A 26,008-nucleotide genomic window follows, 5' to 3' on the forward strand; every position below is an offset into this window, starting at 1 on the left:
TGACTCATGGGAGCCCAGCTCCGGGTCTACAAGCGTCGCATCCGATCCGTCAGCGCGACCAAGAAGATCACCAAGGCGATGGAGATGATCGCCGCCTCGCGCGTCGTCAAGGCGCAGCGCAAGGTGGCGGCCTCCACGCCGTACGCGACCGAGCTGACGCGCGCGGTCACGGCGGTCGGTACGGGTTCGAACACCAAGCACCCGCTCACCACGGAGGCGGAGAACCCGGCGCGCGCCGCGGTTCTGCTCCTCACGAGCGACCGCGGTCTGGCCGGCGCCTTCAACTCCAACGCCATCAAGGCGGCGGAGCAGCTGACCGAGCGCCTGGAGCGCGAGGGCAAGCAGGTCGACACGTACATCGTCGGCCGCCGTGGTGTCGCCCACTACAACTTCCGTGAGCGCAAGGTCGCGGAGTCGTTCACGGGCTTCACCGACGAGCCCTCGTACGCGGACGCCAAGAAGGTCGCGGCGCCCCTGATCGAGGCCATCGAGAAGGAGACGGCGGACGGCGGCGTGGACGAACTCCACATCGTCTACACCGAGTTCGTCTCGATGATGACGCAGACCGCGCTCGACGCCAGGCTGCTGCCGCTGCGTCTCGAAGAGGTCGCCGAGGAGGCCGCCCCCAAGGGCGAGATCCTCCCGCTGTACGACTTCGAGCCGTCGGCGGAGGACGTCCTCGACGCCCTGCTGCCGCGCTACGTGGAGAGCCGGATCTACAACGCGCTGCTCCAGTCGGCCGCTTCGAAGCACGCCGCCACGCGGCGCGCGATGAAGTCGGCCACCGACAACGCGGGCGAGCTGATCAACACGCTCTCCCGTCTTGCCAACGCGGCCCGCCAGGCCGAAATCACCCAGGAAATCAGCGAGATCGTCGGTGGCGCCAGCGCCCTGGCCGACGCGACCGCGGGGAGTGACCGATAATGACCACCACTGTTGAGACCGCGACGGCTACGGGCCGCGTCGCCCGGGTCATCGGCCCGGTCGTCGACGTGGAGTTCCCCGTCGACGCGATGCCGGAAATCTACAACGCCCTTCACGTCGAGGTGGCCGACCCGGCCAACGCCGGCGAGAAGAAGACGCTGACCCTGGAGGTCGCCCAGCACCTGGGTGACGGCCTGGTCCGCACCATCTCCATGCAGCCCACCGACGGTCTGGTCCGCCAGGCCCCGGTCACCGACACCGGCAACTCCATCACGGTGCCCGTCGGTGACTTCACCAAGGGCAAGGTGTTCAACACCCTCGGTGAGGTGCTGAACGTCGACGAGCAGTACGAGGGCGAGCGCTGGGGCATCCACCGCAAGGCCCCGAACTTCGACGAGCTCGAGTCGAAGACCGAGATGTTCGAGACCGGCGTCAAGGTCATCGACCTGCTGACCCCGTACGTCAAGGGCGGCAAGATCGGTCTGTTCGGCGGCGCCGGCGTCGGCAAGACGGTGCTCATCCAGGAGATGATCTACCGTGTCGCCAACAACCACGACGGTGTCTCCGTGTTCGCCGGTGTCGGTGAGCGCACCCGTGAGGGCAACGACCTGATCGAGGAGATGTCGGACTCCGGCGTCATCGACAAGACCGCGCTGGTCTTCGGTCAGATGGACGAGCCGCCGGGCACCCGTCTGCGCGTCGCGCTGGCCGGCCTCACCATGGCCGAGTACTTCCGTGACGTCCAGAAGCAGGACGTGCTGTTCTTCATCGACAACATCTTCCGCTTCACGCAGGCCGGTTCCGAGGTCTCGACCCTGCTCGGCCGTATGCCGTCCGCGGTGGGTTACCAGCCGAACCTGGCTGACGAGATGGGCCTCCTCCAGGAGCGCATCACCTCGACCCGCGGTCACTCGATCACCTCGATGCAGGCGATCTACGTCCCCGCGGACGACCTGACCGACCCGGCCCCGGCCACCACCTTCGCCCACCTCGACGCGACGACGGTTCTCTCCCGTCCGATCTCCGAGAAGGGCATCTACCCGGCCGTGGACCCGCTGGACTCCACGTCCCGGATCCTGGACCCGCGCTACATCGCCGCGGATCACTACAACGCGGCCATGCGCGTGAAGACGATCCTGCAGAAGTACAAGGACCTCCAGGACATCATCGCGATCCTCGGTATCGACGAGCTCGGCGAGGAGGACAAGCTCGTCGTCCACCGTGCCCGTCGCGTGGAGCGCTTCCTGTCCCAGAACACCCACGTCGCCAAGCAGTTCACCGGCGTGGACGGTTCGGACGTGCCGCTGGACGAGTCGATCGCCGCGTTCAACGCGATCTGCGACGGCGAGTACGACCACTTCCCGGAGCAGGCGTTCTTCATGTGCGGTGGTCTTGAGGACCTCAAGAACAACGCCAAGGAGCTGGGCGTCTCCTGAGCCCCGTGCTCTCGGTGAGGGGGCGGGTGCGTCCCGCCCCCTCACCCACGCCCCCTAGAATTGACCCCAACACCCGGCACCCCCGCCGGGTGGTGACCCGAGGAGCCACCCTTGGCTGCTGAGCTGCACGTCGAGCTGGTCGCCGCGGACCGCCAGGTCTGGTCCGGCGAGGCCACCCTGGTCGTCGCGCGCACCACGTCCGGCGACATCGGCGTCATGCCCGGTCACCAGCCGCTGCTCGGTGTGCTGGAGTCGGGCCCGGTGACCATCCGTACGAGTGATGGTGGAACGGTCGTCGCCGCGGTGCACGGCGGTTTCATCTCGTTCGCGGACGACAAGCTGTCGCTGCTGGCCGAGATCGCCGAGCTGTCGGACGAGATCGATGTCCAGCGCACGGAGCGCGAGCTCGAGCGCGCGAAGGCGGAGGACGACGCGGAGGCGGAGCGCCGCGCCGACGTCCGCCTGCGGGCGGCTACGGCGGCGCGTTGATCCAGCGCGCGGTGTGATGACGTCACTCAGCCGCGGTCGGTCCGGAGCAATCCGGTACCGACCGCGGCTGAGGCGGATGTGGGTGTTTTTTGGTTTTCATTACTCAGTTGTTAGCGCAGTGACACTGTCTGGGAGACGAGGAGGTCGGTGCCGATGGTCCTCGCTCTGACTGTGTGCGGGATCGTGGTCGCGCTCGTAGTGGTCGGACTGTTCCTGTTCGGGCTGCGCCGCAGACTCATCCAGCGCTCCGGCGGAACCTTCGACTGTTCGCTGCGCTGGGACGTGCCCGAGAAAGCGGACGCGGGCGGCAAGGGCTGGAGCTACGGCGTCGCCCGCTACAACGGCGACCGGATCGAGTGGTACCGGGTCTTCTCCTACGCCCTGCGTCCGCGCCGTGTCCTGGAGCGCGCCGCCATCGAGGTGGTCGGCCGCCGGCTCCCCGAGGGCGAGGAGGAGCTGGCGCTGCTCTCCGACGCGGTGATCCTCGCCTGCAGCCACCGCGGCACCCGCCTCGAACTGGCGATGAGCGAGGACGCGCTGACCGGATTTCTCGCGTGGCTGGAAGCGGCCCCGCCCGGACAGCGGGTGAACGTGGCGTAGCCGCACCCGCTCTCCCCGGCCGAGGCGGAGGAGAGCGAATGCGGCTCTGAGCGGGTGACGCTCGCCTACAGGTTGTTGCTGATGGCGCTCACCAGCTCGCCGTTGCTGGTGTCACCGCTGAACTCCCAGAAGAACGCGCCGCCCAGGCCCTGGTTCTTGGCCCAGGTCATCTTGCCGGCGATGGTGGCGGGGGTGTCGTAGGACCACCAGTTGCTGCCGCAGTGCGCGTACGCGGTGCCGGCGACGGTGCCGGTGGCCGGGCAGGACGTCTTGAGCACCTTGTAGTCCTCGATGCCCTGCTCGTAGGTGCCCGCCGCCGGACCCGTGGCCGTGCCGCCCGGGGCGTCCTGGGTGACACCGGTCCAGCCGCGGCCGTAGAAGCCGATGCCGATGAGCAGCTTCTTCGACGGGACACCGATCGCCTTGAACTTGGCCATCGCGTCGGCGGTGGTGAAGCCGTCCTTCGGGATGCCGGAGTACGAGGTGAGCGGGGAGTGCGGGGCGGTCGGGCCCTTGGCGTCCCAGGCGCCGAAGAAGTCGTACGTCATCACGTTGTACCAGTCGACGGAGCTCGCGGCCCCGGCGTAGTCGGCGGCCTCGATCTTGCCGCCGTTCGAGCCGTCGGCGGTGGTGGCCGCGGTGACCAGGTTGCCGGTGCCGAACTTGGCGCGCAGCGCGGCCATCACGTTCTTGAAGGCCGCCGCCCCGCTGGTGTCACAGCTCAGACCGCAGGCGTTCGGGTACTCCCAGTCGATGTCGATGCCGTCGAAGACGTCGGCCCAGCGCGGGTCCTCGACCAGGTCGTAGCAGGACTGCGCGAAGGCGGCCGGGTTCTTCGCGGCCTCGCCGAAGCCGCCGGACCAGGTCCAGCCGCCGAAGGACCACAGCACCTTGATGTTCGGGTACTTGGCCTTGAGCTGGCGGAGCTGGTTGAAGTTGCCGCGCAGCGGCTGGTCCCAGGTGTCGGCGGTGCCGCTGACGGACTGGTCGGCGGTGAACGCCTTGTCGTAGTCGGCGTAGGAGTCGCCGATCGCGCACTTGCCGCCGGTCACGTTGCCGAAGGCGTAGTTGATGTGCGTGATCTTGGAGGCGGAGCCGGACGTCACCAGGTTCTTGACGTTGTAGTTGCGGCCGTAGATGCCCCACTCGGTGAAGTAGCCGAGCTTGACCTTGTCGCCGGTGGGCGGGGGAGTGGTGCCGCCGCCGGTGGTGTGCACGGCGACCGCTCCGCTGACCGGTCCGGTCTGGTCGGCGGTGTCGCGGGCCCGCACGGTGTAGGAGTAGTCGGTGCCGGCGGTCAGCCCGCTGTCGGTGTACGAGGTGGCCGTCACCGTGGAGACGACCTTGCCGTCGCGCAGGACGTCGTAGTTCTTGACGCCCTTGTCGTCGGTGGCCGCGCCCCAGGAGAGCTTCACCGAGGTGTCGGTGATGCCGGAGGCCGTCGGGGTGCCGGGGGCGGAGGGTGCCGCGTCACCGGGGACGGTGGTGCCGTCGCAGCTGTCGCCGTTCAGCTTGCAGTTGGACGGGGAGCCGGGACCCGCGCCGTTGAAGCCGAAGGAGACGGTGGCGCCGGGGGCGATGCTGCCGTTGTAGGACTTGTTCTTGGCGGTCCAGTGGGTGCCGGAGTTCGTGACGTCCGCGTCCCACGCGGAGGTGACGGACGTACCGGAGGGGAAGTCCCACTCGACGGTCCAGGAACTGATGGCGCTGGTACCGGTGTTCTTCACGGTCCACTGACCGCCGAAGCCGGTGCCCCAGTCGCTGGTCTTGGTGAAGCTCGCCGTCGCGTTGGCCGCGGCCTGGGCGGGGCTCGCGAGACCGACGAGGCCGGCCAGGGGGAGCAACAGTGTCGCGAACCCTGCCGCGGCTCTGTGTCTGAAGCGCATGCTGCGCCTCCCTCTTCGTTGGGGGTGTCAGGGGCATGACTGAGCCTTCACGCCCACAGTGCCGCGAGAATAGAAAGGTCTGGACCACGTGGTCAATAGGTCTGGACCACTTGTCCCCGGCTCCGGCCGGTTCCCCAACTCCTGTAACTGGACCGCCGCTTGTCCCCCGCCGTGCGATCCGGCCTCCCCGGCAGACGGCTGACATGCGCCTCCGCCGTGCCCCCCGCCGTCTCCGGGCGCCGGGCGGTCTCCGCGTCGGACGGCCCCTCGCCGCCGTCCGGGCGGCCCCCGGAAAACGGCACGACCCGCGCCCTCCATGAGTGGAAGGTCGCGGGCCGCTGGATCCTGGCCGCGCCGGTCGCCCCGGCCGGCTAGCGCTCCCCGCCCGGCACCCACAGCACGTCGCCGGTGTCCTTGTTCGCCGTCCGGGCCAGGATGAACAGCAGGTCGGACAGGCGGTTGAGGTAGGTCGCGGTCAGCGGGTTCATCACCTCGCCGTGCGCCTCCAGCGCCGCCCAGGTGGAGCGCTCGGCCCGGCGGACCACCGTGCACGCCTGGTGCAGCAGGGCGGCGCCGGCGGTGCCGCCCGGGAGGATGAAGGAGCGCAGCTTCTCCAGCCGCTCGTTGAAGCGGTCGCAGTCCGCCTCCAGCCGGTCGATGTAGAACTGCTCGACCCGCAGCGGCGGGAACTCCGGGTTCTCCTTCACCGGCGTCGACAGGTCGGCGCCCACGTCGAACAGGTCGTTCTGGACACGGGTGAGGACCTCGACGATCTCCGCGTCCAGGCCGCCCAGCGCGATCGCCGTGCCGAGCACCGCGTTCGCCTCGTTGGCGTCGGCGTACGCCGAGATCCTGAGGTCCGTCTTGGCGACCCTGCTCATGTCGCCGAGGGCGGTGGTGCCCCGGTCGCCGGTCCTGGTGTAGATGCGCGTCAGATTGACCATGTGACCAGCGTAGTTACGCTCCGGCCGTCCGGAACACGCGTGTGCCCACTGTCACGGTCAGTACGGCGAAACCGACCGCGACGAGACCGCCGTACAGCATGTGCGCGCTCGTGTACCGGCCGATGTAGGCGTCGCGGACCGCGTCCACCAGATAGCGGAACGGCACGCAGTGCGAGAGCACGTCCAGCCAGGCCGGCGCGAGGGTCATCGGGAGCATCAGGCCGGACAGCAGCATCGACGGCATCGACACGGCGTTGATCAGCGGCCCGAACTCCTGCGGGGTGCGCACCTTCATCGCCAGCGCGTACGACAGCGAGGCCAGCGACACCGTGAGCAGGGCGACGAAGGCGAAGCCGATGAGAACGCCCGGCAGCGGTGCGCGCAGCCCCATCACCAGCGCGGCCAGCACCAGCAGCACCGCCTGGAGGACGAAGACCGTGGCGTCGCGAAGGACCCGGCCGAGGAGCAGGGCGAGGCGGCTGACGGGGGTCACCCGCATCCGCTCCAGCACTCCCTGGGCGTTCTCCATGATGACGGTGAAGCCCGCGAACAGGGCGCCGAAGAGACCGAGTTGGAGCAGCAACCCGGGCACCAGCACCTGCCAGGAGCTGCCGTCGCCGCCCAGCGGCAGGCCGGTGAGCAGCGGGCCGAAGAAGAGGAGGTACAGCAGGGGCGTCAGCACACCGAAGAGCAGGGCGAAACGCGAGCGCAGGGACTGACGGAGATAGCGGCCGTAGACGAGGGCCGTGTCGTGCAGCAGCATGCGGGCGTCCTATACGGCGAGGGGAGCGGCGCCGGCCGGGGCGGGACCACGGCCGGTGATGGCGAGGAAGGTGTCCTGGAGGGTGGCGTCGATCGAGCCGCCGTGCGCCAGCTTGAGCGCGCTCGGCGTGCCGTCGGCCACCACGACACCCCGGTCGACGACGACCAGGCGGTCGGCGAGGGCGTCGGCCTCGTCCAGGTAGTGGGTGGTCAGGCAGACGGTCGTGCCGTGCCGGTCGCGCAGCCCGCGGACCAGGTCCCACAGGTCGGCGCGGCTGCCGGGGTCGAGGCCGGTCGTCGGCTCGTCCAGGAACAGCACCTTCGGGCGATGGGTGAGCGCCATCGCGATGTCCAGACGGCGCCGCTGGCCGCCGGAGAGCGCGGCCGTCCTGCGGTCGAGCAGCTCGGTGAGGTCCAGCTCGCGGGCGAGTTCGGCGGTGCGCCGGACCGCCTCGGCCTTGGGCAGGCGGTACATCCGGGCCTGGGTGACCAGCTCCTCCCGGACGGTGATCTGCGGGTCGACGCCGCCGGACTGGGCGACGTAACCGGAGACCCGGCGCACTCCGCCCGGGTCGGTGGCCAGGTCGTGACCGGCGACGGTCGCCGCGCCGCCGGTGGGCTTCAGCAGGGTGGTGAGCATCCGCAGGGTGGTGGTCTTGCCGGCGCCGTTGGGTCCGAGGAGGCCGAGGATCTCGCCCTTGCGGACGGCGAGGTCGACACACCGTACGGCCTCCACCGGACCGGCTTTCGTCTGGAAGGTGCGGGCCAGGCCGGCCGCGCTGATGACTGCTGCCATGGCGTACAGAAAAACAGAGTCCATGAAAGTTTGCAATGTCTCCAAGTTTTCATCGGGCCCAGCGAAGTTAGGATGTGGGCATGGCTGAGGGGCTCAGGGAGCGGAAGAAACGGCAGACCAGGCAGTACATCTCGGATGTCGCCACGGGTCTGTTCGTCGAGCGCGGGTTCGACGCGGTGACGGTCGCGGAGATCGCCGGGGCGGCCGATGTCTCCGTCAACACCGTCTACAACTACTTCCCCGCCAAGGAGGACCTGTTCTTCGACCGCTCCGCCGGCATGGTCGACCGGCTCGCCCGCTGGGTACGCGGCCGCCCGGCGGGCGAGTCGGCGGTCTCCGCGGTGCTGCGCGAACTGCGTGAGGAGGTCGAGGCCGTGTCCCCGCGGGTCGGGCTCATCCCCGGATACGCGGCGTTCATGAGGGTCATCGAGGAGGCCCCCGCCCTGCGCTCCCGGCTGTGGGGAATCGGCCAGGAGGTGCAGTCCACCCTGGAGCGCGAACTGCGCGAGGAGACCGGCGCCGCGGACGACGACGACCTGCCGCACCTGATGGCCGGCCAGATCGGCTGGGTGCACAGTACGGTCATGGCGGTCATCGGCCGGGAGATGGTCAGGGGGCGCGATCCGCGCGATGTCTCGCGGGAGGTGCTCGCCCTCCTCGACGACATCGAGGACCTGCTGAGCGAGAAGGTCCTCACGTACGCGGTGCGCCCCGGGGCCTGAGGGCCCTGAAGTTCCTCGGCGATCTGACTCCGGTGGCCCGGCCCTGCCCTGTGGGAGAGACTTCAGCAGCTCATGCCGTCCACGACCGAACCTGGTGTATCGGTCGACTGGACGCGCATGAACGTGTCCTGGCGCTGGGAATTCCCCCGCGACTACCGACAGTTCATCGAGGCGTACGGGTCCGGGACGATCCAGAACTATCTGGTGGTCCAGGAGCCCGAGCCCCGAGGTGAGCAGCCGAGTTCCGAATTCGGTGGGATGCTTCACGAGACGGTGAACGCCGAGCAGGCCGTAAGGGCCCGTGCGCATCCAGCAGTTGCCGCCCATGTCGATGCCTCTTCCTTCGGCTCTCCGGTCCTGCCGGGCCGGCGTAGGAGGCGGTACTGACATCGACGTCGACGCACAGGCCGTGCGGTGGACCGCGGACGTGACCGGTATCTCACCCCGTGAGACGTGAAACGCGTTACTAACTCCGCCGCTGCGCCCCTCACGGGCGCTAGTGTCCGGCCGAGAGATAGGCCCCGGCGTGACCTTTTCGCCTGCCCGGCGGCGTCCGGTGAAGCAACTGTCCCAGGACGCCGGGATCGAATCCGTGAGCGGACCAGGGGAAGGCAACGCCAGGGCCTGACGACAGCGCGTATCAGGGGAGTCGCACAGTGGCACGGAAGCTCGCCGTCATCGGGGCCGGCCTCATGGGGTCCGGTATCGCTCAGGTCGCCGCGCAGGCGGGCTGGGACGTAGTCCTGCGGGACGTCACCGACGAGGCCCTCAAGCGTGGCACCGACGGCATCAAGGCCTCGTACGACAAGTTCGTGAGCAAGGGCAGGCTGGAGGCGCACGACGCCGACACCGCTCTCGGCCGCATCACCGCGACCACCGACCTGGACGCCGCCGCCGACGCCGACATCGTCGTCGAGGCCGTCTTCGAGAAGCTCGAGGTGAAGCACGAGATCTTCCGCGCGCTCGACAAGATCGTGCGGCCGGACGCCGTGCTCGCCTCCAACACCTCCGCCATCCCGATCACCAAGATCGCGGCGGCCACCGAGCACCCCGAGCGGGTGGTGGGTGTGCACTTCTTCTCCCCGGTGCCGATGATGCAGCTCGTCGAGCTGGTCCGCGGCTACAAGACCAGCGACGAAACCCTCGCCACCGCGCGGGAGTTCGCCGAGTCGGTCGGCAAGACCTGCATCGTCGTCAACCGGGACGTGGCCGGCTTCGTCACCACCCGCCTCATCTCGGCCCTGGTGGTCGAGGCGACCAAGCTGTACGAGTCCGGCGTCGCCACGGCCGAGGACATCGACCTCGCCTGCAAGCTGGGCTTCGGCCACGCCATGGGCCCGCTGGCCACCGCGGACCTGACCGGCGTGGACATCCTGCTGCACGCCACCGGCAACATCTACACCGAGTCGCAGGACGAGAAGTTCGCCCCGCCGGAGCTGATGCGCCGGATGGTGGACGCCGGTGACATCGGCCGCAAGAGCGGGCAGGGCTTCTACAAGTACTGACCCGTACAGATCCGTACGAATCCGGACGCACGCCCCGGGAGCATCACTCCCGGGGGTGAATTCGGTATCGGTTCGCTTACAAGCAGCAACCGCACTGCCACTCAGGCAGTCAGACGTTGCACAGCACGAGCACCGTCACGGAGTACGCCAGACCGCACTCAACGGGGAGCGCATATGTACATCAGGGGCGACCACGCCGAGCTGGTCGTCGGGGGCCGCCTCGACGTCCGCAGCGCGGCGGACGCCCGTACGGCCCTGCACTCGGCCGTCGACGGCGGCGTCGGCGACCTGGTGCTCGACCTGTCCGAACTGGACTCCTGGGACGCCACCGGCCTCGGGGTGATCATGGGTGCCCACCGGCGGGCCGGCCGCTGCGGTCGCCGTCTGGTGCTGCGCCGTGTCCCGCCGCAGATGCAGCGGCTGCTGGTCGCCACCCGGCTGCACCGCATCCTCGCCATCGAGGGCGGCATCGGGGTCGAGTCGCTTCCCCGGGTGTAACACGCGCGATCAGGGGTGAATGGGGGCGACGGGGGAGACCCGGGCGCAGCCCCCTTTCCGCACCTCGAGGGCAATCCTCACCGGACCGTGACGTCTCGGGCCGCGCGGCACCCCGGCCTGTCGTGGATACTGTGCGAAGGTTTAGGGTTCGGTCGCCCGCTGCCTGAAGCAACCCTCGAGCGGGCCCGGACCAGAAGCGACAGCGCGGTGTGCAGCAGGCCGGGAGGGGCCGGTGCTTGAGGGCACACGACGCTTTTGGGGGGCTTGAACCCATGGACCCGATCACTCCGGGACCCGAGGAGCACGGCCAGGCTCTCAGCCGACGCCCGCCCAGGGAATCCCTCACCTCCGACTTCGGCCAGAGCACGCCCGCGATCGCCCGGACGGCGCAGGTCGTCTCCGGCGACTTCCTGCTCACCGTCAACCCGGTGGACGGCAGCGAGATAGAACCCTGCCCGCCGCACCAGAGGCCCGAACGGCCCCGCAGGCGCACGCCCGCCGAACGCGCCGAGACCGAACGTGCCGCCCGGCCGCCCGTGCCGCCGGGCCCGGCGCTGCCCACGCTCTCCCTGCTGGAGCGTCAGGACGAACGCGAACGCCTGGTCCGGCTGCTCGCCCGGGGCCGCTCGGTGCGGCTCACCGGCCCCGGCGGCTCCGGCCGCACCGCCCTGCTCGACCTCGTCGCCGAGGACTGCGTGGACCTCGCGCCCGACGGCGTGGTCCGGCTCACCGGCTTCGGCCGCACCGCCGCCGACCTCCTCCACGACCTGTTCCACGCCGTCCACGAGGCCCCCGCACACCGCCCCGAACAGGACGAACTGGTCGCCCTCGTCGGGGAGATCGGCGCGGTCGTCGTCGTGGACGACCTGGAGTTCGGCGGCGCCGCCCTGGACGAACTGCTCGACGCCACCCCCGAGTGCGCCTTCCTGTTCGCCGCCACCCCGGACGTGCCCGGGCCCGCCGCCGGCTCCGAGGTCGAGGAGGTCTTCCTCGGCGGTCTGGACCGCGCGTCCGGCGTGGAGATCCTGGAGCGGGCCGTCGGCCGTGTCCTCACCGAGGAGGAGGCCAACTGGGCCGGCGACCTCTGGTTCGAGTCCGAGGGCCTGCCGCTGCGCTTCGTGCAGGCCGGCGCCCTGCTCCGGCAGCGCGACCAGGTTCGCGCGAGCACCGGGGCGGTGGACGAGTACGGCGTCTTCGAGGACCTGCGGTCCCCGGTCGAGGAGGAGTTCGGCGCCGACGAGGGCGACCAGGTGGCCCTGCCGTCCCTCGGCGAGGCCGCCGCGCCCGCCCCGCTGCTCGCCGCCCGGCTGAGCGCCTCCGCCCGTGCCACGCTCCGCCTCGCGGTGGCGCTCGGCGGTGAGGTCCCGCACCAGGCGCACCTGCCCGCCCTGGTCGGCGACACCCACGCCGACGCCGCCCTCGGTGAACTCGCGAGCTGCGGACTGGTGTCCGCGGTCGGCTCCCGCTACCGGCTCGCGGCCGGTGTGCAGGCCCAGCTCGAGGCCGCCGGATACGACGCCGACGCCCCCGCCGAAGCCCGGACGGCCGCCGAGCACTACGCCTGGTGGGCCGGTCACCCCTCGGTCACCCCCGAGCGTGTGTGCGCCGAGGCGGACGCGGTCCTCGCCGCGCTCGCCGTGGTGGTGCCGGCCACGGAGCCCACCGCGGAGGGCGAGGAGAGCGTCGCGGTGCGGCTCGCCCGCACCGCCGCGCCCGCCTTCGCCGCCGGGCTGCACTGGAGCGCCTGGGAACGCTCGCTGCGCTCCGGCACCGAGGCCTCCCGGCTCTCCGGTGATGTCGCCGAACAGGTCTACTTCCACCACGAACTGGGCGTCCTCGCGCTCTGCGGGGGCCGGCTCGACCGGGCCCGTGCCGAGCTGGAGGCCTCGGGCGGCCTGCGCGCGGCGCTGGCCGACAAGCGGGGCGCCGTCGCCGGGCGCCGCGCGCTGGCGCTGGTCGCCGACCTCGCCGGTGAGGCGCCCGGGCCCGCGGCGACGGCGGGCGAGGAAGCGCCCGACGCCCGCCACGAGGAGTCCGCGTCGCCGCCCCGCGGGGTACCGGCCGTCCGCACGGCGCCGTTCGGCCCGGCCGGCGAACCCCTGATCGCCCGTCAGTCCCCGGCCGCCGCGACCGGCGGCGGCATCCGCCGGCTGGCCCGCCGCAACCTGGTCGCGGCCGGTTCCGGGGCACTGCTCGTCGCCGTGCTCGGCACGGTCGTCACGCTCGGCATGACCTCCGAGCAGAACGCCGACCGGAACCCGGCCGGCACGGTCGACGTCAACCCGTCGGTGAGCCAGGACATCGACGACGGCAGCCCGGCCGCCGGCCCGAAGAAGGACGACGACGGCGACGCCGGCCCCGGAGCGGTCTCCAGCAGCCCGACCAACCCCGGTCCCGACGGCACCTACGGCACCTCGGACGACCCGGCCCCGCCGGCGGAGAGCTCCGGCCCGTCGTCCCGCCCGAGCGCCACGAAGGGTTCGGACGGCGGGGGTACGACGCCGTCGCCGACCAGGAGCACCCACCGGCCGGGTTCGCCGACACCCACGCCGACCAGGTCCACCCCGTCGAGCAGCCCGCCGCCCAGCCCCAGTTCGCCGGGGTCCCCTTCCCCGTCCACGAGCCCGTCCTCGTCCCCGGGGACGTCCACCTCGGCGAGCGGCCCGGCGTCCGGAGCCCCGGCGGCGGCGTCGAGCGGCGCGGCGAGCGCGCCGGAGGCCGGCGGCCCGGCCTCCGTGATGTGACCCTTCCCGCTGAACGCGCGAGGGCCGGTTCCCCCGGGGAACCGGCCCTCGGCCGTGTCGGCGTCGCCGCGGCTCAGAACAGCCGCAGCTTGTCGTCCTCGATGCCGCGCATGGCGTCGTAGTCCAGGATCTGGCAGTTGATGCCGCGGTCCGTGGCGAGGACCCGGGCCTGTGGCTTGATCTCCTGGGCGGCGAAGACACCGCGGACCGGGGCCAGATGCGGGTCGCGGTTCAGCAGTTCGAGGTAGCGGGTGAGCTGTTCCACGCCGTCGATCTCGCCGCGCCGCTTGATCTCCACGGCGACCGTCCCGCCGTCCGCGTCCCGGCAGAGGATGTCCACCGGGCCGATCGCGGTCATGTACTCGCGGCGGATGAGCGTGTAGCCCTCGCCGAGCGTCTCGATGCGGTCGGCGAGCAGTTCCTGCAGGTGCGCTTCCACGCCGTCCTTGATCAGGCCGGGGTCCACACCGAGTTCGTGCGAGGAGTCGTGGAGGATCTCCTCCATCGTGATGATCAGTTTCTCGCCCGCTTTGTTGATCACCGTCCACACGCCCTCGTCGTCACCCGCCCCCTCCTTGAGCGTGCAGGGCGGCGACATCCAATTGAGGGGCTTGTACGCCCGGTCGTCCGCGTGGATGGAGACGCTGCCGTCCGCCTTGACCAGGATCAGGCGGGGCGCCGAGGGCAGGTGGGCGGTGAGCCGGCCGGCGTAGTCGACCGAGCATCGGGCAATGACGAGACGCATGGTCGGCAACGCTACTCGACACCCGGTGGTGCACGCGATTCGCCCTCCTTCCGCCGACCCCACCGGCACCGCGGGTCCGGGGAACCACCCCCTTTATCCCTGGAAACTCCTGTTCAACTCTGGCCGATTGTGCGCCTAAAGGGACCGTTCCATATACGCATTCTGCTGGTGTGGTCACCGACCGTTGCCTACCGTAGGGAACGGGAGGTCGCGGTCCGTGTACCCAGCGTGTTCGATATCGCGAACTTCCTTGTCTGTCCGGCAACCCCTGCTCGGCGGGGGTGCGAGAGGAGAACCCATGTCGCTCGACGTCTCACCGGCCCTACTCGAACAGGCCGAGCGAGGCGAGGTCGACGAAGCAGCATTCGTCGACTGCGTCCGGACCTCCCTGCCCTATGCGTGGGAGATGATCAGCTCCCTGGTGGCCCAGCTGAAGGTGGACGGCGGACCCTTCGCCGACAACCAGACGCCCCCGCCGGACGAGCAGGCACGTGGTCAGCTGCTGCGTGCGCTCGCGAGTGACGCCATACGCGGTGCGCTGCAGCGGCACTTCGGTGTACGGCTCGCCTTCCAGAACTGCCACCGGGTGGCGGTGTTCCCGCTGGACGACTCGGTGGACGAGACGCTGGCCCGCTTCACCTCGGTGCGCAACCAGTTGCTGAACCAGTCGCCGGAGCTCCGGGACTGCTGACGCGCGGACACCAGGCTGCTGACACAGTGAGCCGCTCGCTTGCCGCTCCACCCGGGGGAGGTGCGTACCTACTGGGGCGGCAAGCACCCCTGGGCGCCGGGGATCCGGCGGCCCGTCAGCGAAGCTGGGGCAGCACCTCGGCGCCCAGCCGCCGCACGTTCTCCTCCGTCGCCGCGAGGTCGCCCGAACCCTCGACGAGCAGGGCGAACCGGGAGATCCCGGTGCGCTCCGAGGTGGCCGCGAGCCGGTCGGCGGCCAGCCGCGGGGTGCCCACCGGGTGCAGCCCGCAGAGCAGTTCGGTGTAGGCGAAGGGGTCGCGCATCGCGCGCGCCCGGCCGTCCACCGTCACATGGGCCTCGAGGCCCTGTTTCAGCCAGCCCGGCATCGCCTTCAGCAGGGTCTCCACCGCGTCGGTGCGCCGGTCCGCGAGCTGGCAGACGCCCGCCGAGACATGGGCCGCGCCCGCGACCTCCTCGGGCGGCCGGCCCGCGGCCCGCGCGGACCGCCGCCACAGGGCGACCATCTCGGCCTTTTCCTCGTCGCCGATGTGCATCCCGAGCAGCATCGGCAGCCCTCGCTCGGCCGCCAGCCGCACCGTGGCCGGCGAGGTGCAGGCGACGACGACCTCCGGTCCGGAGGTCTCCGTCAGCGCCTCCGAGGGGCGGGGCACGACGGGCACCTCCCGGAAGGAGAAGCGTTCACCCGAAGCCGCGACGGACGGTTCGCGCAGCCAGCGCACCAGCAGATCGAGTGATTCCGGGAACCCCCGCTCGTACGCCTCGAGACCCGCGCCGAACACCTCCAGGTCCACCCACGGCCCGCCGCGCCCGACGCCCAGCGTGAACCGTCCGCCGCTCGTCAGGTGCAGCAGCGCGGCCTGCTCGCCGAGGGCGACCGGGTGCGTGGTGGGCAGCACGCTGACGGCGGTGCCGACCCGGACGCGCTCGGTTCGGCCGAGCAGCATGGCGGCCAGGGTGACCGCGGACGGACATGTGCCGTACGGCACGAAGTGGTGCTCGGCCAGCCACACTGTGTCGAGTCCGGACTGCTCGGCGACCTCCGCCGAGCGGACCGCACGGTGCAGTGCCTCCCCGGGGCCCTGACCCGGGAACTGGGCCGCCAGCACAAAACTTCCTACGCGCATCGCTCTTCCTGCTTCCTTGGCTCCGACCGGAGCTCCCCCACCCGGCATAACCGTCTGACACGTGCCGAGGACACGGCCTGGCGGGGAGATTTGCGGATTGTCTGCAGAATGCGCCCCCTGGCGGGGGCACTTGTGCGGTCGGGAGCGCTACGCGTACCCGTACCGGCGCCGCGTACGCTGGATGCGGCCCGTGCTTCCTGTATAGCTCCGAGAGGTGTCCCGTGTCCCCGCGTCGCAACCGACCGAAGGCAGCCGGATCGTCCGGCCGGAGCGCCGAGGACGACCAGGCAGGCCGGTACGGCGGCTGGCAGTCCTCGGAGAGCTGGCGGGGCGAGGAGTGGAGCGTGCGCCATGTCGCGGGGGCGAGCGCCGAGGGCAAGACCTACCGCTGCCCGGGCTGCGACCAGCTCATCCCCTCCGCCGTCCCGCACGTGGTGGCCTGGGCCGAGCACGCGGGCGTGGACGACCGCCGCCACTGGCACAAGGCGTGCTGGAACGCGAAGGACCGCCGCACCACAAGGGTGCAGCGGTCCCGTAGCGCGCCGAGGTTCTGACCCCGGGGCTCAGACGTCCCGGCTCCGCAGCAGCGCGTAGGCGCCCGCGTAGGCCGCGGCGACCACGCCCAGCATGATCCACAGCGGGTCCCAGCCCGACGGGCCGGAGTGGCTCAGGGTGTTGTCGTAGAAGACGCCCATCTGGCTCGGGATCGAGTACTCCAGCAGCGCCGTCTGCACCTTCTCCAGTGAGGACGCGTTCATGAACAGCGCGATCACCAGCGGGGCGAGCACCGCGCCGATCATGATGGTGATGGCGCCCGCCGAGTGCCGGATGATCGAGCCGACGAGCAGCGACAGCAGCCCGAGCAGCGCGACGTAGAGGCTGATGCCGAGCGTGGCCTTCAGCCATTCCCCGGTGGACGGGCTCTTCGCGCCCTGGCCGTCCAGCATGGACGCGTGGAGCATCGCCACGAAGGACACCACGGCCAGCGTCACCACGAAGGCGAGCACGAAGAACACGATCGCCTTGGCGGCCAGCACCCGGCCCCGGCTCGGGCACGCGGTCATCGTCGTACGGATCATGCCCGTGCCGTACTCGGACGCCGTGGTCAGCACGCCGAGCGTGATGATGCACATCATGCCGATCAGCAGGCCGAAGAAGCCGAGGGTCAGCGGGCTCTGGCCGCCCAGGTCGCCGGAGCCCCGGACCGCCACACCGGCCAGCAGGCCGATGCCGACCACGAGCAGGACGAAGACGCCGAGCGTCCACATCGTCGAGCGCACCGACTTGATCTTGGTCCACTCGGAGGCCAGCGCGTGCCCGAGGTGGGTGCGCACGACGGGGATCGGCGAGCTGTAGCCGGGGTGGCTCCCGCCGGGCGCCGCCTGCCATTCGGGCGCGGCGGCCGGGGCCTGCGGCATCGGGGGCTGGTGGGTGCTCATCGGGCGTCCTCGGGCTGGGTCGGGTCGGCGGCCGGGGCCGCGGGTGCGGACTCGGACGGTGCGGCGGCCGGGGCCGGGGGAGCGGCCACCGGGGGCTGAGCCTGCGGGGCCTGGGGCGCCGGCTGCGCCTGGGGGACCGGCGGGGTGTGGGGCGCCTGCCCGGCGGGGGCGGCGTAGGGGTTGGGGGCGCCCGCGCCCGGTGCCCCGTACGCGCCCGCGGGAGCGCCGCCGTACGGCCCCGAGGGCGCCGGCATCGCGAACGGGTGCCCGCCCGCTTGCGGCGGCGGCGGGGCGTACCAGCCGGGCTGGCCCTGACCGGGAACCGGCAGGGGCGGCTGGACGCCGGGCGGCAGCGGCTGCTGCAGCCCCGCCTTCTGGTCGATGGTGGATCGGTAGTCGACGGCCCCCTGCGTCATCCGCATGTACGCCTCCTCCAGCGAGGCCTGGTGCGGCGACAGCTCCCACAGCCGAACGTCCGCCTCGTGCGCGAGGTCGCTGATGCGGGGGAGCGGCAGCCCGGTCACGCGCAACGCGCCGTCCTGCTCCGGCAGCACATGGCCGCCCGCCTCGGTGAGCGCGGAGGACAGCTTCTCGCGGAGCTGCGGCTCGGTGTCGGGGGTGCGGACCCGCGCGAAGTCCGCGGAGTTGGCGGAGATGAAGTCCGTCACGCTCATGTCCGCGAGGAGCTGGCCGCGTCCGATGACGATGAGGTGGTCGGCGGTCAGCGCCATCTCGCTCATCAGGTGCGAGGAGACGAAGACGGTACGGCCCTCGGCGGCCAGTGCCTTCATCAGGTTGCGCACCCAGAGGATGCCCTCGGGGTCGAGGCCGTTGACCGGCTCGTCGAAGAGCAGCACCTGGGGGTCGCCGAGCAGCGCGGCGGCGATGCCGAGCCGCTGGCCCATGCCCAGCGAGAAGCCCTTGGACCGCTTCTTCGCCACTTCCTGCAGACCGACGACCCCGAGCACCTCGTCCACCCGGCGGGCCGGGATGCCGGAGAGCTGGGCGAGGCTGAGCAGGTGACTGCGGGCGGACCGGCCGCCGTGCACCGCCTTGGCGTCGAGCAGGGCGCCGACCTGGCGGGGGGCGTTGGGCAGCCTGCGGTAGGGGTAGCCGCCGATGGTCACCGTGCCGGACGTCGGGTTGTCCAGCCCGAGGATCATCCGCATGGTGGTCGACTTGCCCGAGCCGTTGGGCCCGAGGAAGCCGGTCACCGCTCCCGGTCGCACCTGGAAGGAAAGGTTGTACACGGCGGTCTTGTCGCCGTAGCGCTTGGTCAGGCCGACAGCCTCGATCATGCTCCGCACCCATCGAAAGGTTCAGGACAGCGGGGCACACGCCCCCCGTAAGGGTTAGGAGGATATCCGGGCGCTGACGGTTCCGGCCAAGGAAAAGTAAAGCCAGAGCATCACCGAACGTGGCCGAAACGACTTACTGGGCGTCCCGCCGCTTCAGCAGGGCGTACCCGCCCGCCAGCGCCGCGGCCACCCACAGCGCCATGATCCCGAGCCCGCCCCAGGGGCCGTAGGGCGTGTCGTCGCCGATCCTCGGCACCACCTGCATGATCCGGCTGCCGGCCTGGTCGGGCAGGAAGCGGCCGGCCTTCCTGGTGGCGTCGACGTTGCCGAGGATGTTGGAGACCAGGAAGAAGAACGGCATCAGGATGCCGAGCGAGAGCAGCGGCGAGCGCAGCATGGTGGCGACGCCCATGGAGAACATCGCGATCAGCGTCATGTAGAGACCGCCGCCGATCACCGCACGCAGCACACCGGGGTCGCCGAGGTGGGTGCGCAGGGAGCCCAGCATCGCCTGCCCGAGGAAGAACGCGGCGAAGCTGGTGGCCATGCCGACCACCAGTGCGAGCGCGGTGGCCACCGCGACCTTGCCGAACAGGAAGGTGCCCCGCTGCGGCACGGCGGCCAGCGACACCCGGATCATGCCGGTGCTGTACTCGTTGGAGACGACGAGCACCCCGAACACGATCATGGCGAGCTGGCCCAGGGTCATGCCCGCGAAACTGACCACGGTGGCGTCGAAGGAGAGCCGCTCGCGCACCGGCATGTTGTCGAACTGGCTCCGTGTCAGCGCGGAGATGAGCATCCCGAGAGCGAGCGTGACCAGTACGGCCAGCGAGAGTGTCCACACCGTGGACGAGACGGACCGGATCTTGGTCCACTCGGACCGGATCACCTGTGCGGTGGCCATGCTCAGGCTCCCTTCCAGCCGGCGCCCCAGTCCTGGGGGACCCGGGCGGTGGGTTCGGCGTGCGCGTGGTACTCCACCGACTCGGCCGTCAGCCGCATGAACGCCTCCTCCAGCGAAGCCTGCTGCGGGCTCAGCTCGTGCAGCACGATCCCGTTGCGGGCGGCGAGCTCCCCGATCCGCTCCGCCTTGCCGCCCTCCACCTCCAGCGCTCCGCCGCCCGCCTCGACGACGGTGACACCGCCCTCGTGCAGCACGTCGAGGAGCCGCTCGCGCTGTGGCGTGCGGATGCGCACGTAGGCCCTGGAGTGCTGCCGGATGAAGTCGGCCATGGAGGTGTCGGCGAGCAGCCTCCCCTGCCCGATGACCACCAGATGCTCGGCGGTCAGCGCCATCTCGCTCATCAGATGGCTGGAGACGAACACCGTCCGCCCCTGTGCGGCCAGCGACTTCATCAGGTTCCGGATCCAGTGGATGCCCTCCGGGTCGAGCCCGTTGACCGGCTCGTCGAACATCAGGATCCGTGGATCGCCGAGCAGCGCGCCCGCGATGCCGAGCCGCTGGCCCATGCCGTACGAGAACCCCTTGGCCTTCTTCCGCGCCACGGCGGTGAGCCCGACGGCGTCGAGCACCTCGGCCACCCGGCGCGCGGGGATGCCGTTGCTCTGCGCCAGACAGAGCAGGTGGTTGTAGGCGCTGCGGCCGCCGTGCACCGCCTTGGCGTCGAGCAGCGCCCCGATCGAGGTGAGCGGGTCCTTGAGCTGCTCGTAGTGCCGGCCGTCGATGCGCACGTCACCGGCGGTGGGCCGGTCGAGTCCGAGGATCATCCGCATGGTCGTGGACTTCCCGGCGCCGTTGGGCCCCAGAAAACCCGTCACGATGCCCGGGCGCACGGTGAAGGAGAGGTGGTCCACCGCCACCTTGTCGCCGTACCGCTTGGTCAGCCCCTCCAGCTCGATCATGCGGCCACGCTAGGACGGGGGCCGGGGCCCTGCCACTCGGGCGGCCGGCTCGCCCCACGCCCGCAAGCGCGGTCAGCGGGACCGCCGGCGGATCCGGACGGGCCCGCGGGCCCGCTCGGGATCGACGGGAGTGCCGCGCTGGGTGATCTCCACCTCTCCCCGGGCCGCGAGCCGGGCCGCGGCCCGGCGGACGGGTTCCATGAGCTCCCGCCAGCCGTCGTCGTCGGACCGGTGGACCGCACGGGCCACGTCCGACGGACAGACCGAGGCGCCCGGCGCTCTGCGGTCCAGGAGATCGAGGACGGCGTCCTCCAGGGACCGGTCGGAGTCGGACATACGGCGGCCCCCTTCCCTCTTCCGTCAGGCTACGCGCACACGGAAGGGGCGGCGGGACAAGGTCCCACCGCCCCTCACCGGGACACGGCCTAGCGGGTCTGCTGCGCCGGGACGCCCCGGGAGATCGACTCGTCCTCGGCCGGCGAACCGGCGGCGGCCACCGCGGCACCGGTCAGCGTGGCGAGCATCTCGCGGACGTTCGTGAGCTGGGCGTTGATGGAGTCGCGGCGGTTGGTGAGGGCCGCGAGCTCGCGCTCGGATTCCGAACGGATCCGGTCGGCCTTGGCGTTGGCGTCGGCCACGATGTCCTCGGCCTGGCGCTGGGCCGTCTCCACCGTCTGGCGGGCGCGGCGCTCGGCGTCGGTGCGCAGCTTCTCCGCCTCCAGGCGGAGCTGCTCGGCACGGTGCTCGATCTCCGCGAGGCGCTTCTCGGCCTTCTGCTGACGCGAGGCCAGATCGCGCTCGGACTGCTCGCGGCGCTTGGCGAGGTTCGTCTCGAAGTCGGCGGCGGCCTGCGCGGCCTTGGCGCGGGTCTCCTCGAAGAGGGCGTCCGCCTCCTCGCGCTTGGACTGCGCGTCCTTCTGCGCGTCGGAACGGAGCTGCGCGGCCTCGCCCTTGGCCTTCTCGACGATCCGGACGCCCTCGTCCTCGGCCTTGGCCTTGCGCTCGGCGGCGAAGGACTCGGCGTCGTTGCGGACCTGCTGGGCCGCCGACTCGGCCAGCTCGCGGTGCTGCTCGGCCGCGCGCCGGGCCTCATCGCGCAGATCCTTGGCCTCTTCCTCGGCCAGGCGCAGGATCTTCTCGACCCGCGCCCCGAGACCCGCGTACGACGGCTCGGCATCGGTGACCTGGGCCTGCGCGTTCTGCGTCTCGAGGTGCAGCTCCTCGATGCGCTTCTCCAGCGCGGTGATGCGAGAGAGGGCGCTGTCACGGTCGGAGACGAGCTTGGAGATGCGTTCGTCCACCTGAGCGCGGTCGTACCCACGCCGCACAAGCTCGAAGCCGTAGGGGGAAGTGTCGCTCATGGGGTTCCTGTCGAATGAGACCGGTGAGGTGATAGGTGGAATCCTAGGCGCCGAAGCGGTGTGTCATCGAGCGGATACGTGTTTGATCTGGAGAATGACACCTCTTTCGGGTGGCTGATCACGTGACGGCTTGCCAAAGACCTGGGCAAAGCACCCAGAAGACACCTCAAGCCTTCCCGTTCGCTAGCCCTCCGACGATTTGCCACCCGATCGGGGGGAACCGATCGTCGCGCCCGCCTTGACCCCGTTGTCCTTGCCCGCCGGGGCCTCGAAGGACTCCAGGGCCTCCAGGACGTCCTGGACCCGGGAGATCTCGGTGTTGATGTCCTCGCGGCGGCGCACCAGCAGCTCCAGCTCCCGCTTGCCCTCCTCCACCGTGCGCCGGGCCTCGCGGACCGCCTCGGCCTTGAGCTCCTCGGCCTCCTTGACCAGCGTGGCCTTCTTCTGCTCGGCCTCCTTGAGCAGCCCCTCCGCCTTCTTGACCGCGGCGATGCGGACCTTGCCGGCCTCGGAGTTGGCCTCCGACACCAGCTCCTTGGCCTTCGCCTGCGCCTCGGCGAGCTGCTCCTCGGCCGCCTTGATCAGCGCGTCGCAGCGGTCGCCGGTCGACTTCATGGTCTCGGCGGCCTCCCGGCGGGCCCGCTCGTGCAGCTCCTCGATCTCGGTGGTGATGCGTTCGCGCAGCTCCTCCGCGCGCTCGCGGATCGCGGTCGCGTCCCGGCGGGCACCGACCAGCAGCTCGTCCGCGTCCGTGCGGGCCTTCTCCACACGGGAGTTGCCCTCGACGGTCGCCTCGGACACGATCCGGTCGGCCTCGCTGCGGGCCGCGCCCACCATCGTGTCGGCCTGCGACTCCGCGTCCGCGGTGGCCTTCAGCGCCTGCTGCTGGGCCTCGGTGAGCAGCTTGTCGGCCTCGGCCGTGGTCTCCGTGATGAGCGTGTCGACCTGCTCGGCCGCCTCCGAACGCCGCTTGTTGGCGTCCTTGCGGGCCTCGTCCAGGGTGCGCTCCGCCTCCTCGCGCGCGGCCCCGGTCAGCCGCTCGGCCTCGGCCTCAGCGTCCGCCCGCAGCCGCTCGGCCTCGGCACGCAGCCGCTCCGCGTGCGCCTGCGCCGAACCCACCGTCTCGGCGGCCTCGGCGCGCAGCCGTTCGGCCTCGCCGGTGGCGTCCCCGACGAGCTGCTCGGCGTTGGCGACGGCCTCGGCCCGGACCCGGTCCGCCTCCGCGACGGCCTCGGCCCGCAGCCGCTCGGCCTCGGCGGCCGTCTCGGTCTGCAGCCGCTCCGCCTCGGCGGTGGCCTCGGTGATGAGCGTGTCCACCTGGGCGGCCGCGTCCGAACGGATGCGGTTGGCGTCCTCCCGGGCGTCCGCCCGGGTGCGGGAGGCGGCCTGGTCGGCCTCGGCGAGCGCGTCCGACGCCTCGGTGCGCACCCGCTGGGCGTGCGCGGACGACTCCGCGCGCAGCCGGTCGGACTCCGCGATCGCCTCCGCGACCGTGCGCTCGGCGAGCGCCTTGGCGGCCTCCGTCTCCTCGTTCGCCTCGCGCCGCAGCCGCGACGCGTCCTCGCTCGCCCGCTCCCGCTCGGCGTACGCGTCGGCGCGGACCCGGTCCGCCTCCTCCTCGGCCTCCCGCTTCGTACGGTCGGCCGCGTGCTCGGCGGCCGAGCGCAGCCCGGTGATCTCCGCCTGTGCCTGCTCGTGCAGCCCGGCGACGGAGTCCCGTACCTGCTGGGCGTGCTGCTCGGCGGCGGACACCATCTCCGTGGCGCGCCGGTCGGCCTCCTCGACCAGCCGGGTCGCCTCGGTCTGCGCGTCCTCCACCCGCTTGCGGGCCGAGGCCAGCAGTTCCTCGCTCTGCTCGCGGGCCCGTTCACGCTCCTGGTCGGCCTCGGACCGCGCGGCACCGAGCAGTTCCTCGGCCTCACGGCGGCGCCGGGCCGCCTCCTCCTGAGCGGCGGCCAGGGTCTCGGACGCCTCGGTGCCGAGCCGCTCGGCGGCGGCCTGCGCCTCCGCGCGGACCCGGTCGGCGGTGTCCTGGGCCTCCAGCTTCAGCCGCTCGGCCTCGGACGCGGCCTCCGTGCGCAGCCGTACGGCGACGGCCTCGCCCTCGGCGCGCGAGGCGGACGCGTCCGACGCGGCCTCGGTGCGCAGCCGCTCGGCCTCGTCCGCGGCCTGCTGCTGGAGCGTACGGATCCGCTCGGCGGCCTCGGTGCGCAGCCGCTCGCCCTCCTCGGCGGCCTCCCGGCGGATCCGGGCGGCCGCCTCCCGGGCCTCGCCGAGGGCCTGTTCGGCCGACGCCAGCCGCTCCTGGGCCTCCGACTGCAGCCGGGTCAGCTCCTCGGCGGCCTCGACGCGCCGCGCCTCGACCGCCCGTTCGGTCTCCTCGCGCAGTTCGCGCGCGGCCCGTTCGGCGTCCGCCTTGAGCGCATCGGACTGCTCGACGACCTCCGCGCGGTGCCGCTCGGCCTCCTTGCGGGTGCGCTCCAGGGTCTCCTCGGCCTGCCGGCGCAGCGCGGTGGCCCGCTCGATGGCCTCGGTGCGTACCTTCTCGCTGTCCGAGGTCGCCTTCTGGCGCAGCTCGTCGGCGTCCGCCCTGGCCTTGGCGAGCAGCTCCTCGGCGGACCTGGCGGCCTCCTCGATCTGCGCCACGGCCTCCCGGCGGGCCTCGGCGCGGATGGACTCGCCCTCCGCGACCGCGTCGGCGCGCAGCTGCTCGGCCTCGCCGCGCAGCCGGCGCGCCTCCTCCTGCAGCTCGACCGTCTTGGCGCGGTACTCCTTGGTGTCGTCCTTCGCCGCGCCCTTGAGCTGCTCGGCGATGTCGTGCGCCTCGGAGCGCAGCCGGTCCGCCTCGGCCTCGGCCTCCCGGCGGACCCGCTCGGCCTCCTCGGCCGCGGCCTTGATGGTCTTCTTGGCGTCCTCCGACGCCTTGTCGAGGACGTCCTCGGCGGTCCGGGCCGCCTTCGAGAGCTGGGTCGCCGTCTCCTCGGCGGTGGCGCTGCGGGCCTTCTCGCCCGCCTCGGCGACGATCTTCTCGGCCTCGGCACGCGCGTCCGCGACCAGCTGCTCGGCCTCGGACCTGGTGTTCTCGGCCTCCTTGGTGGCCTCTTCGACCAGCCGGGCGACCTGCTCCTTGGCGGTACGGGTACGGGTCTCGTTGGCGGCCTCGGCGCCGGCCAGTGCCTTGGCGGCCGCCTCCTTGGCCTCGGTGACCAGCTTCTCCGCCTCGGACTGCGCCTTGCGCAGCGCCTCCTCGGCCTCCGCCATGCGCTGCTCGGCGGCCCGGCTCAGCTCGATGGACTGCCGGCGGGCGGCGTCCGACTCGCTGGCGGTGGAGGTGCGCAGCTGCTCGGCGTGGTCGGTGGCCTCCTGCGCCTGCGTCGAGGCGGCGTTCAGCAGCCGCTCGGCGTCGGTGCGGGCACGGCGCAGGATCTGCTCGGCCTCGGCGCGCGCGGCCTCCGCGTCGCTCTGCAGCCGCTCGCGGGCCTCCCGGGTCAGCCGCTCGGCCTCCGCGCGGGCGGTGGCCATGGCCTGCTCGGCCTCGGCGCGGGACTCGTCCAGCAGCCGGCGGGCCTGCGACTCGGTGCGGGCGCGAAGCTGCTCCGCCCATGCCACGTTCTCGTTGACGTGCGACTCGACGGTCTGCCGTCGCTCGGCCAGCTCCTGGTCGAGCTGCTGGCGGCGGGTGACCGCCTCCTGGTGCAGCTCGGTCTGGAGCCGGGCGGCCTGCTCGGCGTGCTCCTGCAGGATGCGCTGGGTCTGCGCGCGGGCCTGGCTCAGCTCCCGCTCGGCGTCCTGGCGCAGCTGGTCGGCCTGCATCTGGGCATTGCGGAGCAACTGCTCGGCCTGATAGCCGATGTCACCGCCGTCATAGGCGGGCCGGGTCATCAGGGTGCGGCGCGCCTCGTGCAGCTTGGCGCGCAGCACCTCGACCTGGTAGCCGAGGTCCTCGGCGTGCTGGATCGCCTTTTCCCGCTCGGTCTTCAGCCGCTTCATCTCGGCCTCGAACCGAGAGAGGTGGTCGACGTCAGCCGCCGGCTCTCGCTCCTGGCTCTCGTAGCCCCGCACTGCGCGGTCCCATCCGTCCCCTGGTGAGCTTCTCCAACGAGCACCGTCCATCCGCCGGACGGGGCCCCCGGGGAATGGTGTCAGATCAACGGCGGA

At 71.6% G+C, this 26,008-nt stretch carries 24 protein-coding genes; 11 read left to right on the forward strand and 13 right to left on the reverse strand.

Going from position 1 to position 26,008, the window contains the following annotated elements; all coding sequences use genetic code 11:
• Positions 1-6: 6 nt before the first annotated feature.
• The 4 genes from ACZ6B1_RS12425 (at position 7) to ACZ6B1_RS12440 (ending at position 3,449) form a co-directional block, all read left to right on the forward strand.
• Positions 7-924 (forward strand): F0F1 ATP synthase subunit gamma, encoded by a 918-nt coding sequence (locus ACZ6B1_RS12425; RefSeq protein ID WP_468777341.1) that lies wholly within the window; start codon positions 7-9, stop codon positions 922-924.
• Complete coding sequence (atpD, locus tag ACZ6B1_RS12430; protein ID WP_468777343.1) at positions 924-2,360, forward strand: F0F1 ATP synthase subunit beta; 1,437 nt, start codon at positions 924-926, stop codon at positions 2,358-2,360. The genes ACZ6B1_RS12425 and atpD overlap by 1 nt, the downstream gene beginning before the upstream one ends.
• 111 nt (positions 2,361-2,471) lie before the next feature.
• Complete coding sequence (locus ACZ6B1_RS12435) at positions 2,472-2,849, forward strand: F0F1 ATP synthase subunit epsilon (RefSeq protein WP_097252398.1); 378 nt, start codon at positions 2,472-2,474, stop codon at positions 2,847-2,849.
• A 153-nt stretch (positions 2,850-3,002) separates the two neighbouring features.
• Positions 3,003-3,449 carry a DUF2550 domain-containing protein gene (locus ACZ6B1_RS12440; protein WP_468777345.1) on the forward strand — a complete coding sequence of 149 codons (447 nt, stop codon included), beginning with the start codon at positions 3,003-3,005 and terminating at the stop codon, positions 3,447-3,449.
• Between the two features lie 65 nt (positions 3,450-3,514).
• Here the strand turns inward: ACZ6B1_RS12440 and ACZ6B1_RS12445 are convergent, their stop codons facing one another.
• The 4 genes from ACZ6B1_RS12445 to ACZ6B1_RS12460 form a co-directional block, all read right to left on the reverse strand.
• A complete protein-coding gene (locus tag ACZ6B1_RS12445) occupies positions 3,515-5,335 on the reverse strand; it encodes a glycosyl hydrolase family 18 protein (protein WP_468777347.1) in 1,821 nt (606 codons plus the stop codon).
• Between the two features lie 371 nt (positions 5,336-5,706).
• Positions 5,707-6,279 carry a cob(I)yrinic acid a,c-diamide adenosyltransferase gene (locus ACZ6B1_RS12450; RefSeq protein WP_468777349.1) on the reverse strand — a complete coding sequence of 191 codons (573 nt, stop codon included), beginning with the start codon at positions 6,277-6,279 and terminating at the stop codon, positions 5,707-5,709.
• 13 nt (positions 6,280-6,292) lie between these two features.
• A complete protein-coding gene (locus ACZ6B1_RS12455) occupies positions 6,293-7,042 on the reverse strand; it encodes an ABC transporter permease (RefSeq protein WP_390058675.1) in 750 nt (249 codons plus the stop codon).
• A gap of 9 nt (positions 7,043-7,051) precedes the next feature.
• Positions 7,052-7,837, reverse strand: coding sequence for an ATP-binding cassette domain-containing protein (locus ACZ6B1_RS12460; protein WP_468777351.1), 786 nt, complete (start codon positions 7,835-7,837; stop codon positions 7,052-7,054).
• Between the two features lie 80 nt (positions 7,838-7,917).
• Here ACZ6B1_RS12460 and ACZ6B1_RS12465 point away from each other — a divergent pair, with 80 nt between their 5' ends.
• The 5 genes from ACZ6B1_RS12465 (at position 7,918) to ACZ6B1_RS12485 (ending at position 13,306) form a co-directional block, all read left to right on the forward strand.
• Complete coding sequence (locus tag ACZ6B1_RS12465; protein WP_468777354.1) at positions 7,918-8,559, forward strand: TetR/AcrR family transcriptional regulator; 642 nt, start codon at positions 7,918-7,920, stop codon at positions 8,557-8,559.
• A 72-nt stretch (positions 8,560-8,631) separates the two neighbouring features.
• Entirely contained in the window at positions 8,632-8,946 is a 315-nt protein-coding gene (locus ACZ6B1_RS12470) for a hypothetical protein (protein WP_468777356.1), read from the forward strand.
• A gap of 269 nt (positions 8,947-9,215) precedes the next feature.
• Positions 9,216-10,064 (forward strand): 3-hydroxyacyl-CoA dehydrogenase family protein, encoded by an 849-nt coding sequence (locus tag ACZ6B1_RS12475; RefSeq protein ID WP_351672366.1) that lies wholly within the window; start codon positions 9,216-9,218, stop codon positions 10,062-10,064.
• Between the two features lie 174 nt (positions 10,065-10,238).
• Positions 10,239-10,562, forward strand: a complete 324-nt coding sequence (locus ACZ6B1_RS12480) for an STAS domain-containing protein (protein WP_190013268.1) — start codon at positions 10,239-10,241, stop codon at positions 10,560-10,562.
• Between the two features lie 272 nt (positions 10,563-10,834).
• A complete protein-coding gene (locus ACZ6B1_RS12485) occupies positions 10,835-13,306 on the forward strand; it encodes an ATP-binding protein (RefSeq protein WP_468777359.1) in 2,472 nt (823 codons plus the stop codon).
• A 73-nt stretch (positions 13,307-13,379) separates the two neighbouring features.
• Here the strand turns inward: ACZ6B1_RS12485 and nucS are convergent, their stop codons facing one another.
• Positions 13,380-14,051 (reverse strand): endonuclease NucS, encoded by a 672-nt coding sequence (gene nucS, locus ACZ6B1_RS12490; protein WP_468777361.1) that lies wholly within the window; start codon positions 14,049-14,051, stop codon positions 13,380-13,382.
• A 298-nt stretch (positions 14,052-14,349) separates the two neighbouring features.
• On the opposite strand from nucS, the gene ACZ6B1_RS12495 reads away from it, so the two are divergent.
• Positions 14,350-14,742, forward strand: a complete 393-nt coding sequence (locus ACZ6B1_RS12495; protein WP_383020252.1) for an SCO5389 family protein — start codon at positions 14,350-14,352, stop codon at positions 14,740-14,742.
• 115 nt (positions 14,743-14,857) lie between these two features.
• Here the strand turns inward: ACZ6B1_RS12495 and ACZ6B1_RS12500 are convergent, their stop codons facing one another.
• On the reverse strand, positions 14,858-15,886 hold the full coding sequence (locus ACZ6B1_RS12500) for an LLM class flavin-dependent oxidoreductase (protein ID WP_468777363.1): 1,029 nt from the start codon (positions 15,884-15,886) through the stop codon (positions 14,858-14,860).
• A gap of 221 nt (positions 15,887-16,107) precedes the next feature.
• Here ACZ6B1_RS12500 and ACZ6B1_RS12505 point away from each other — a divergent pair, with 221 nt between their 5' ends.
• The gene (locus ACZ6B1_RS12505) at positions 16,108-16,440 is read left to right on the forward strand and encodes an ATP/GTP-binding protein (RefSeq protein ID WP_468777365.1); all 333 of its coding nucleotides are present in this window, start codon (positions 16,108-16,110) and stop codon (positions 16,438-16,440) included.
• 9 nt (positions 16,441-16,449) lie between these two features.
• Here the strand turns inward: ACZ6B1_RS12505 and ACZ6B1_RS12510 are convergent, their stop codons facing one another.
• From ACZ6B1_RS12510 to scy, 7 genes are all read right to left on the reverse strand, one after another.
• The gene (locus ACZ6B1_RS12510; protein WP_468777367.1) at positions 16,450-17,325 is read right to left on the reverse strand and encodes an ABC transporter permease; all 876 of its coding nucleotides are present in this window, start codon (positions 17,323-17,325) and stop codon (positions 16,450-16,452) included.
• Entirely contained in the window at positions 17,322-18,623 is a 1,302-nt protein-coding gene (locus tag ACZ6B1_RS12515) for an ABC transporter ATP-binding protein (protein ID WP_468777369.1), read from the reverse strand. The genes ACZ6B1_RS12510 and ACZ6B1_RS12515 overlap by 4 nt, the downstream gene beginning before the upstream one ends.
• A gap of 133 nt (positions 18,624-18,756) precedes the next feature.
• Positions 18,757-19,530 (reverse strand): ABC transporter permease, encoded by a 774-nt coding sequence (locus ACZ6B1_RS12520; RefSeq protein WP_468777372.1) that lies wholly within the window; start codon positions 19,528-19,530, stop codon positions 18,757-18,759.
• A gap of 2 nt (positions 19,531-19,532) precedes the next feature.
• Entirely contained in the window at positions 19,533-20,489 is a 957-nt protein-coding gene (locus ACZ6B1_RS12525) for an ABC transporter ATP-binding protein (protein WP_468777373.1), read from the reverse strand.
• A 72-nt stretch (positions 20,490-20,561) separates the two neighbouring features.
• Positions 20,562-20,825 carry a DUF3253 domain-containing protein gene (locus ACZ6B1_RS12530; protein ID WP_468777375.1) on the reverse strand — a complete coding sequence of 88 codons (264 nt, stop codon included), beginning with the start codon at positions 20,823-20,825 and terminating at the stop codon, positions 20,562-20,564.
• A gap of 89 nt (positions 20,826-20,914) precedes the next feature.
• Positions 20,915-21,850 (reverse strand): cellulose-binding protein, encoded by a 936-nt coding sequence (locus ACZ6B1_RS12535; protein ID WP_468777377.1) that lies wholly within the window; start codon positions 21,848-21,850, stop codon positions 20,915-20,917.
• A 183-nt stretch (positions 21,851-22,033) separates the two neighbouring features.
• Positions 22,034-25,912, reverse strand: coding sequence for a polarized growth protein Scy (gene scy, locus ACZ6B1_RS12540; RefSeq protein WP_468777380.1), 3,879 nt, complete (start codon positions 25,910-25,912; stop codon positions 22,034-22,036).
• Positions 25,913-26,008 lie beyond the last annotated feature (96 nt).

It is taken from the genome of Streptomyces sp. NPDC041129, from assembly GCF_055592265.1.

Coding starts and splice junctions, on each gene's coding strand:
- ACZ6B1_RS12510 (WP_468777367.1), bottom strand. CDS start 17,325: ATGAGCACCCACCAGCCCCCGATGCCGCAGGCCCCGGCCGCCGCGCCC.
- nucS (WP_468777361.1), bottom strand. CDS start 14,051: ATGCGTCTCGTCATTGCCCGATGCTCGGTCGACTACGCCGGCCGGCTC.
- ACZ6B1_RS12425 (WP_468777341.1), top strand. CDS start 7: ATGGGAGCCCAGCTCCGGGTCTACAAGCGTCGCATCCGATCCGTCAGC.
- ACZ6B1_RS12480 (WP_190013268.1), top strand. CDS start 10,239: ATGTACATCAGGGGCGACCACGCCGAGCTGGTCGTCGGGGGCCGCCTC.
- ACZ6B1_RS12465 (WP_468777354.1), top strand. CDS start 7,918: ATGGCTGAGGGGCTCAGGGAGCGGAAGAAACGGCAGACCAGGCAGTAC.
- ACZ6B1_RS12440 (WP_468777345.1), top strand. CDS start 3,003: ATGGTCCTCGCTCTGACTGTGTGCGGGATCGTGGTCGCGCTCGTAGTG.
- ACZ6B1_RS12495 (WP_383020252.1), top strand. CDS start 14,350: ATGTCGCTCGACGTCTCACCGGCCCTACTCGAACAGGCCGAGCGAGGC.
- ACZ6B1_RS12460 (WP_468777351.1), bottom strand. CDS start 7,837: ATGGCAGCAGTCATCAGCGCGGCCGGCCTGGCCCGCACCTTCCAGACG.
- ACZ6B1_RS12450 (WP_468777349.1), bottom strand. CDS start 6,279: ATGGTCAATCTGACGCGCATCTACACCAGGACCGGCGACCGGGGCACC.
- ACZ6B1_RS12515 (WP_468777369.1), bottom strand. CDS start 18,623: ATGATCGAGGCTGTCGGCCTGACCAAGCGCTACGGCGACAAGACCGCC.
- ACZ6B1_RS12535 (WP_468777377.1), bottom strand. CDS start 21,850: ATGAGCGACACTTCCCCCTACGGCTTCGAGCTTGTGCGGCGTGGGTAC.
- atpD (WP_468777343.1), top strand. CDS start 924: ATGACCACCACTGTTGAGACCGCGACGGCTACGGGCCGCGTCGCCCGG.
- ACZ6B1_RS12500 (WP_468777363.1), bottom strand. CDS start 15,886: ATGCGCGTAGGAAGTTTTGTGCTGGCGGCCCAGTTCCCGGGTCAGGGC.
- ACZ6B1_RS12530 (WP_468777375.1), bottom strand. CDS start 20,825: ATGTCCGACTCCGACCGGTCCCTGGAGGACGCCGTCCTCGATCTCCTG.
- ACZ6B1_RS12455 (WP_390058675.1), bottom strand. CDS start 7,042: ATGCTGCTGCACGACACGGCCCTCGTCTACGGCCGCTATCTCCGTCAG.
- ACZ6B1_RS12445 (WP_468777347.1), bottom strand. CDS start 5,335: ATGCGCTTCAGACACAGAGCCGCGGCAGGGTTCGCGACACTGTTGCTC.
- ACZ6B1_RS12520 (WP_468777372.1), bottom strand. CDS start 19,530: ATGGCCACCGCACAGGTGATCCGGTCCGAGTGGACCAAGATCCGGTCC.
- ACZ6B1_RS12485 (WP_468777359.1), top strand. CDS start 10,835: ATGGACCCGATCACTCCGGGACCCGAGGAGCACGGCCAGGCTCTCAGC.
- ACZ6B1_RS12470 (WP_468777356.1), top strand. CDS start 8,632: ATGCCGTCCACGACCGAACCTGGTGTATCGGTCGACTGGACGCGCATG.
- ACZ6B1_RS12525 (WP_468777373.1), bottom strand. CDS start 20,489: ATGATCGAGCTGGAGGGGCTGACCAAGCGGTACGGCGACAAGGTGGCG.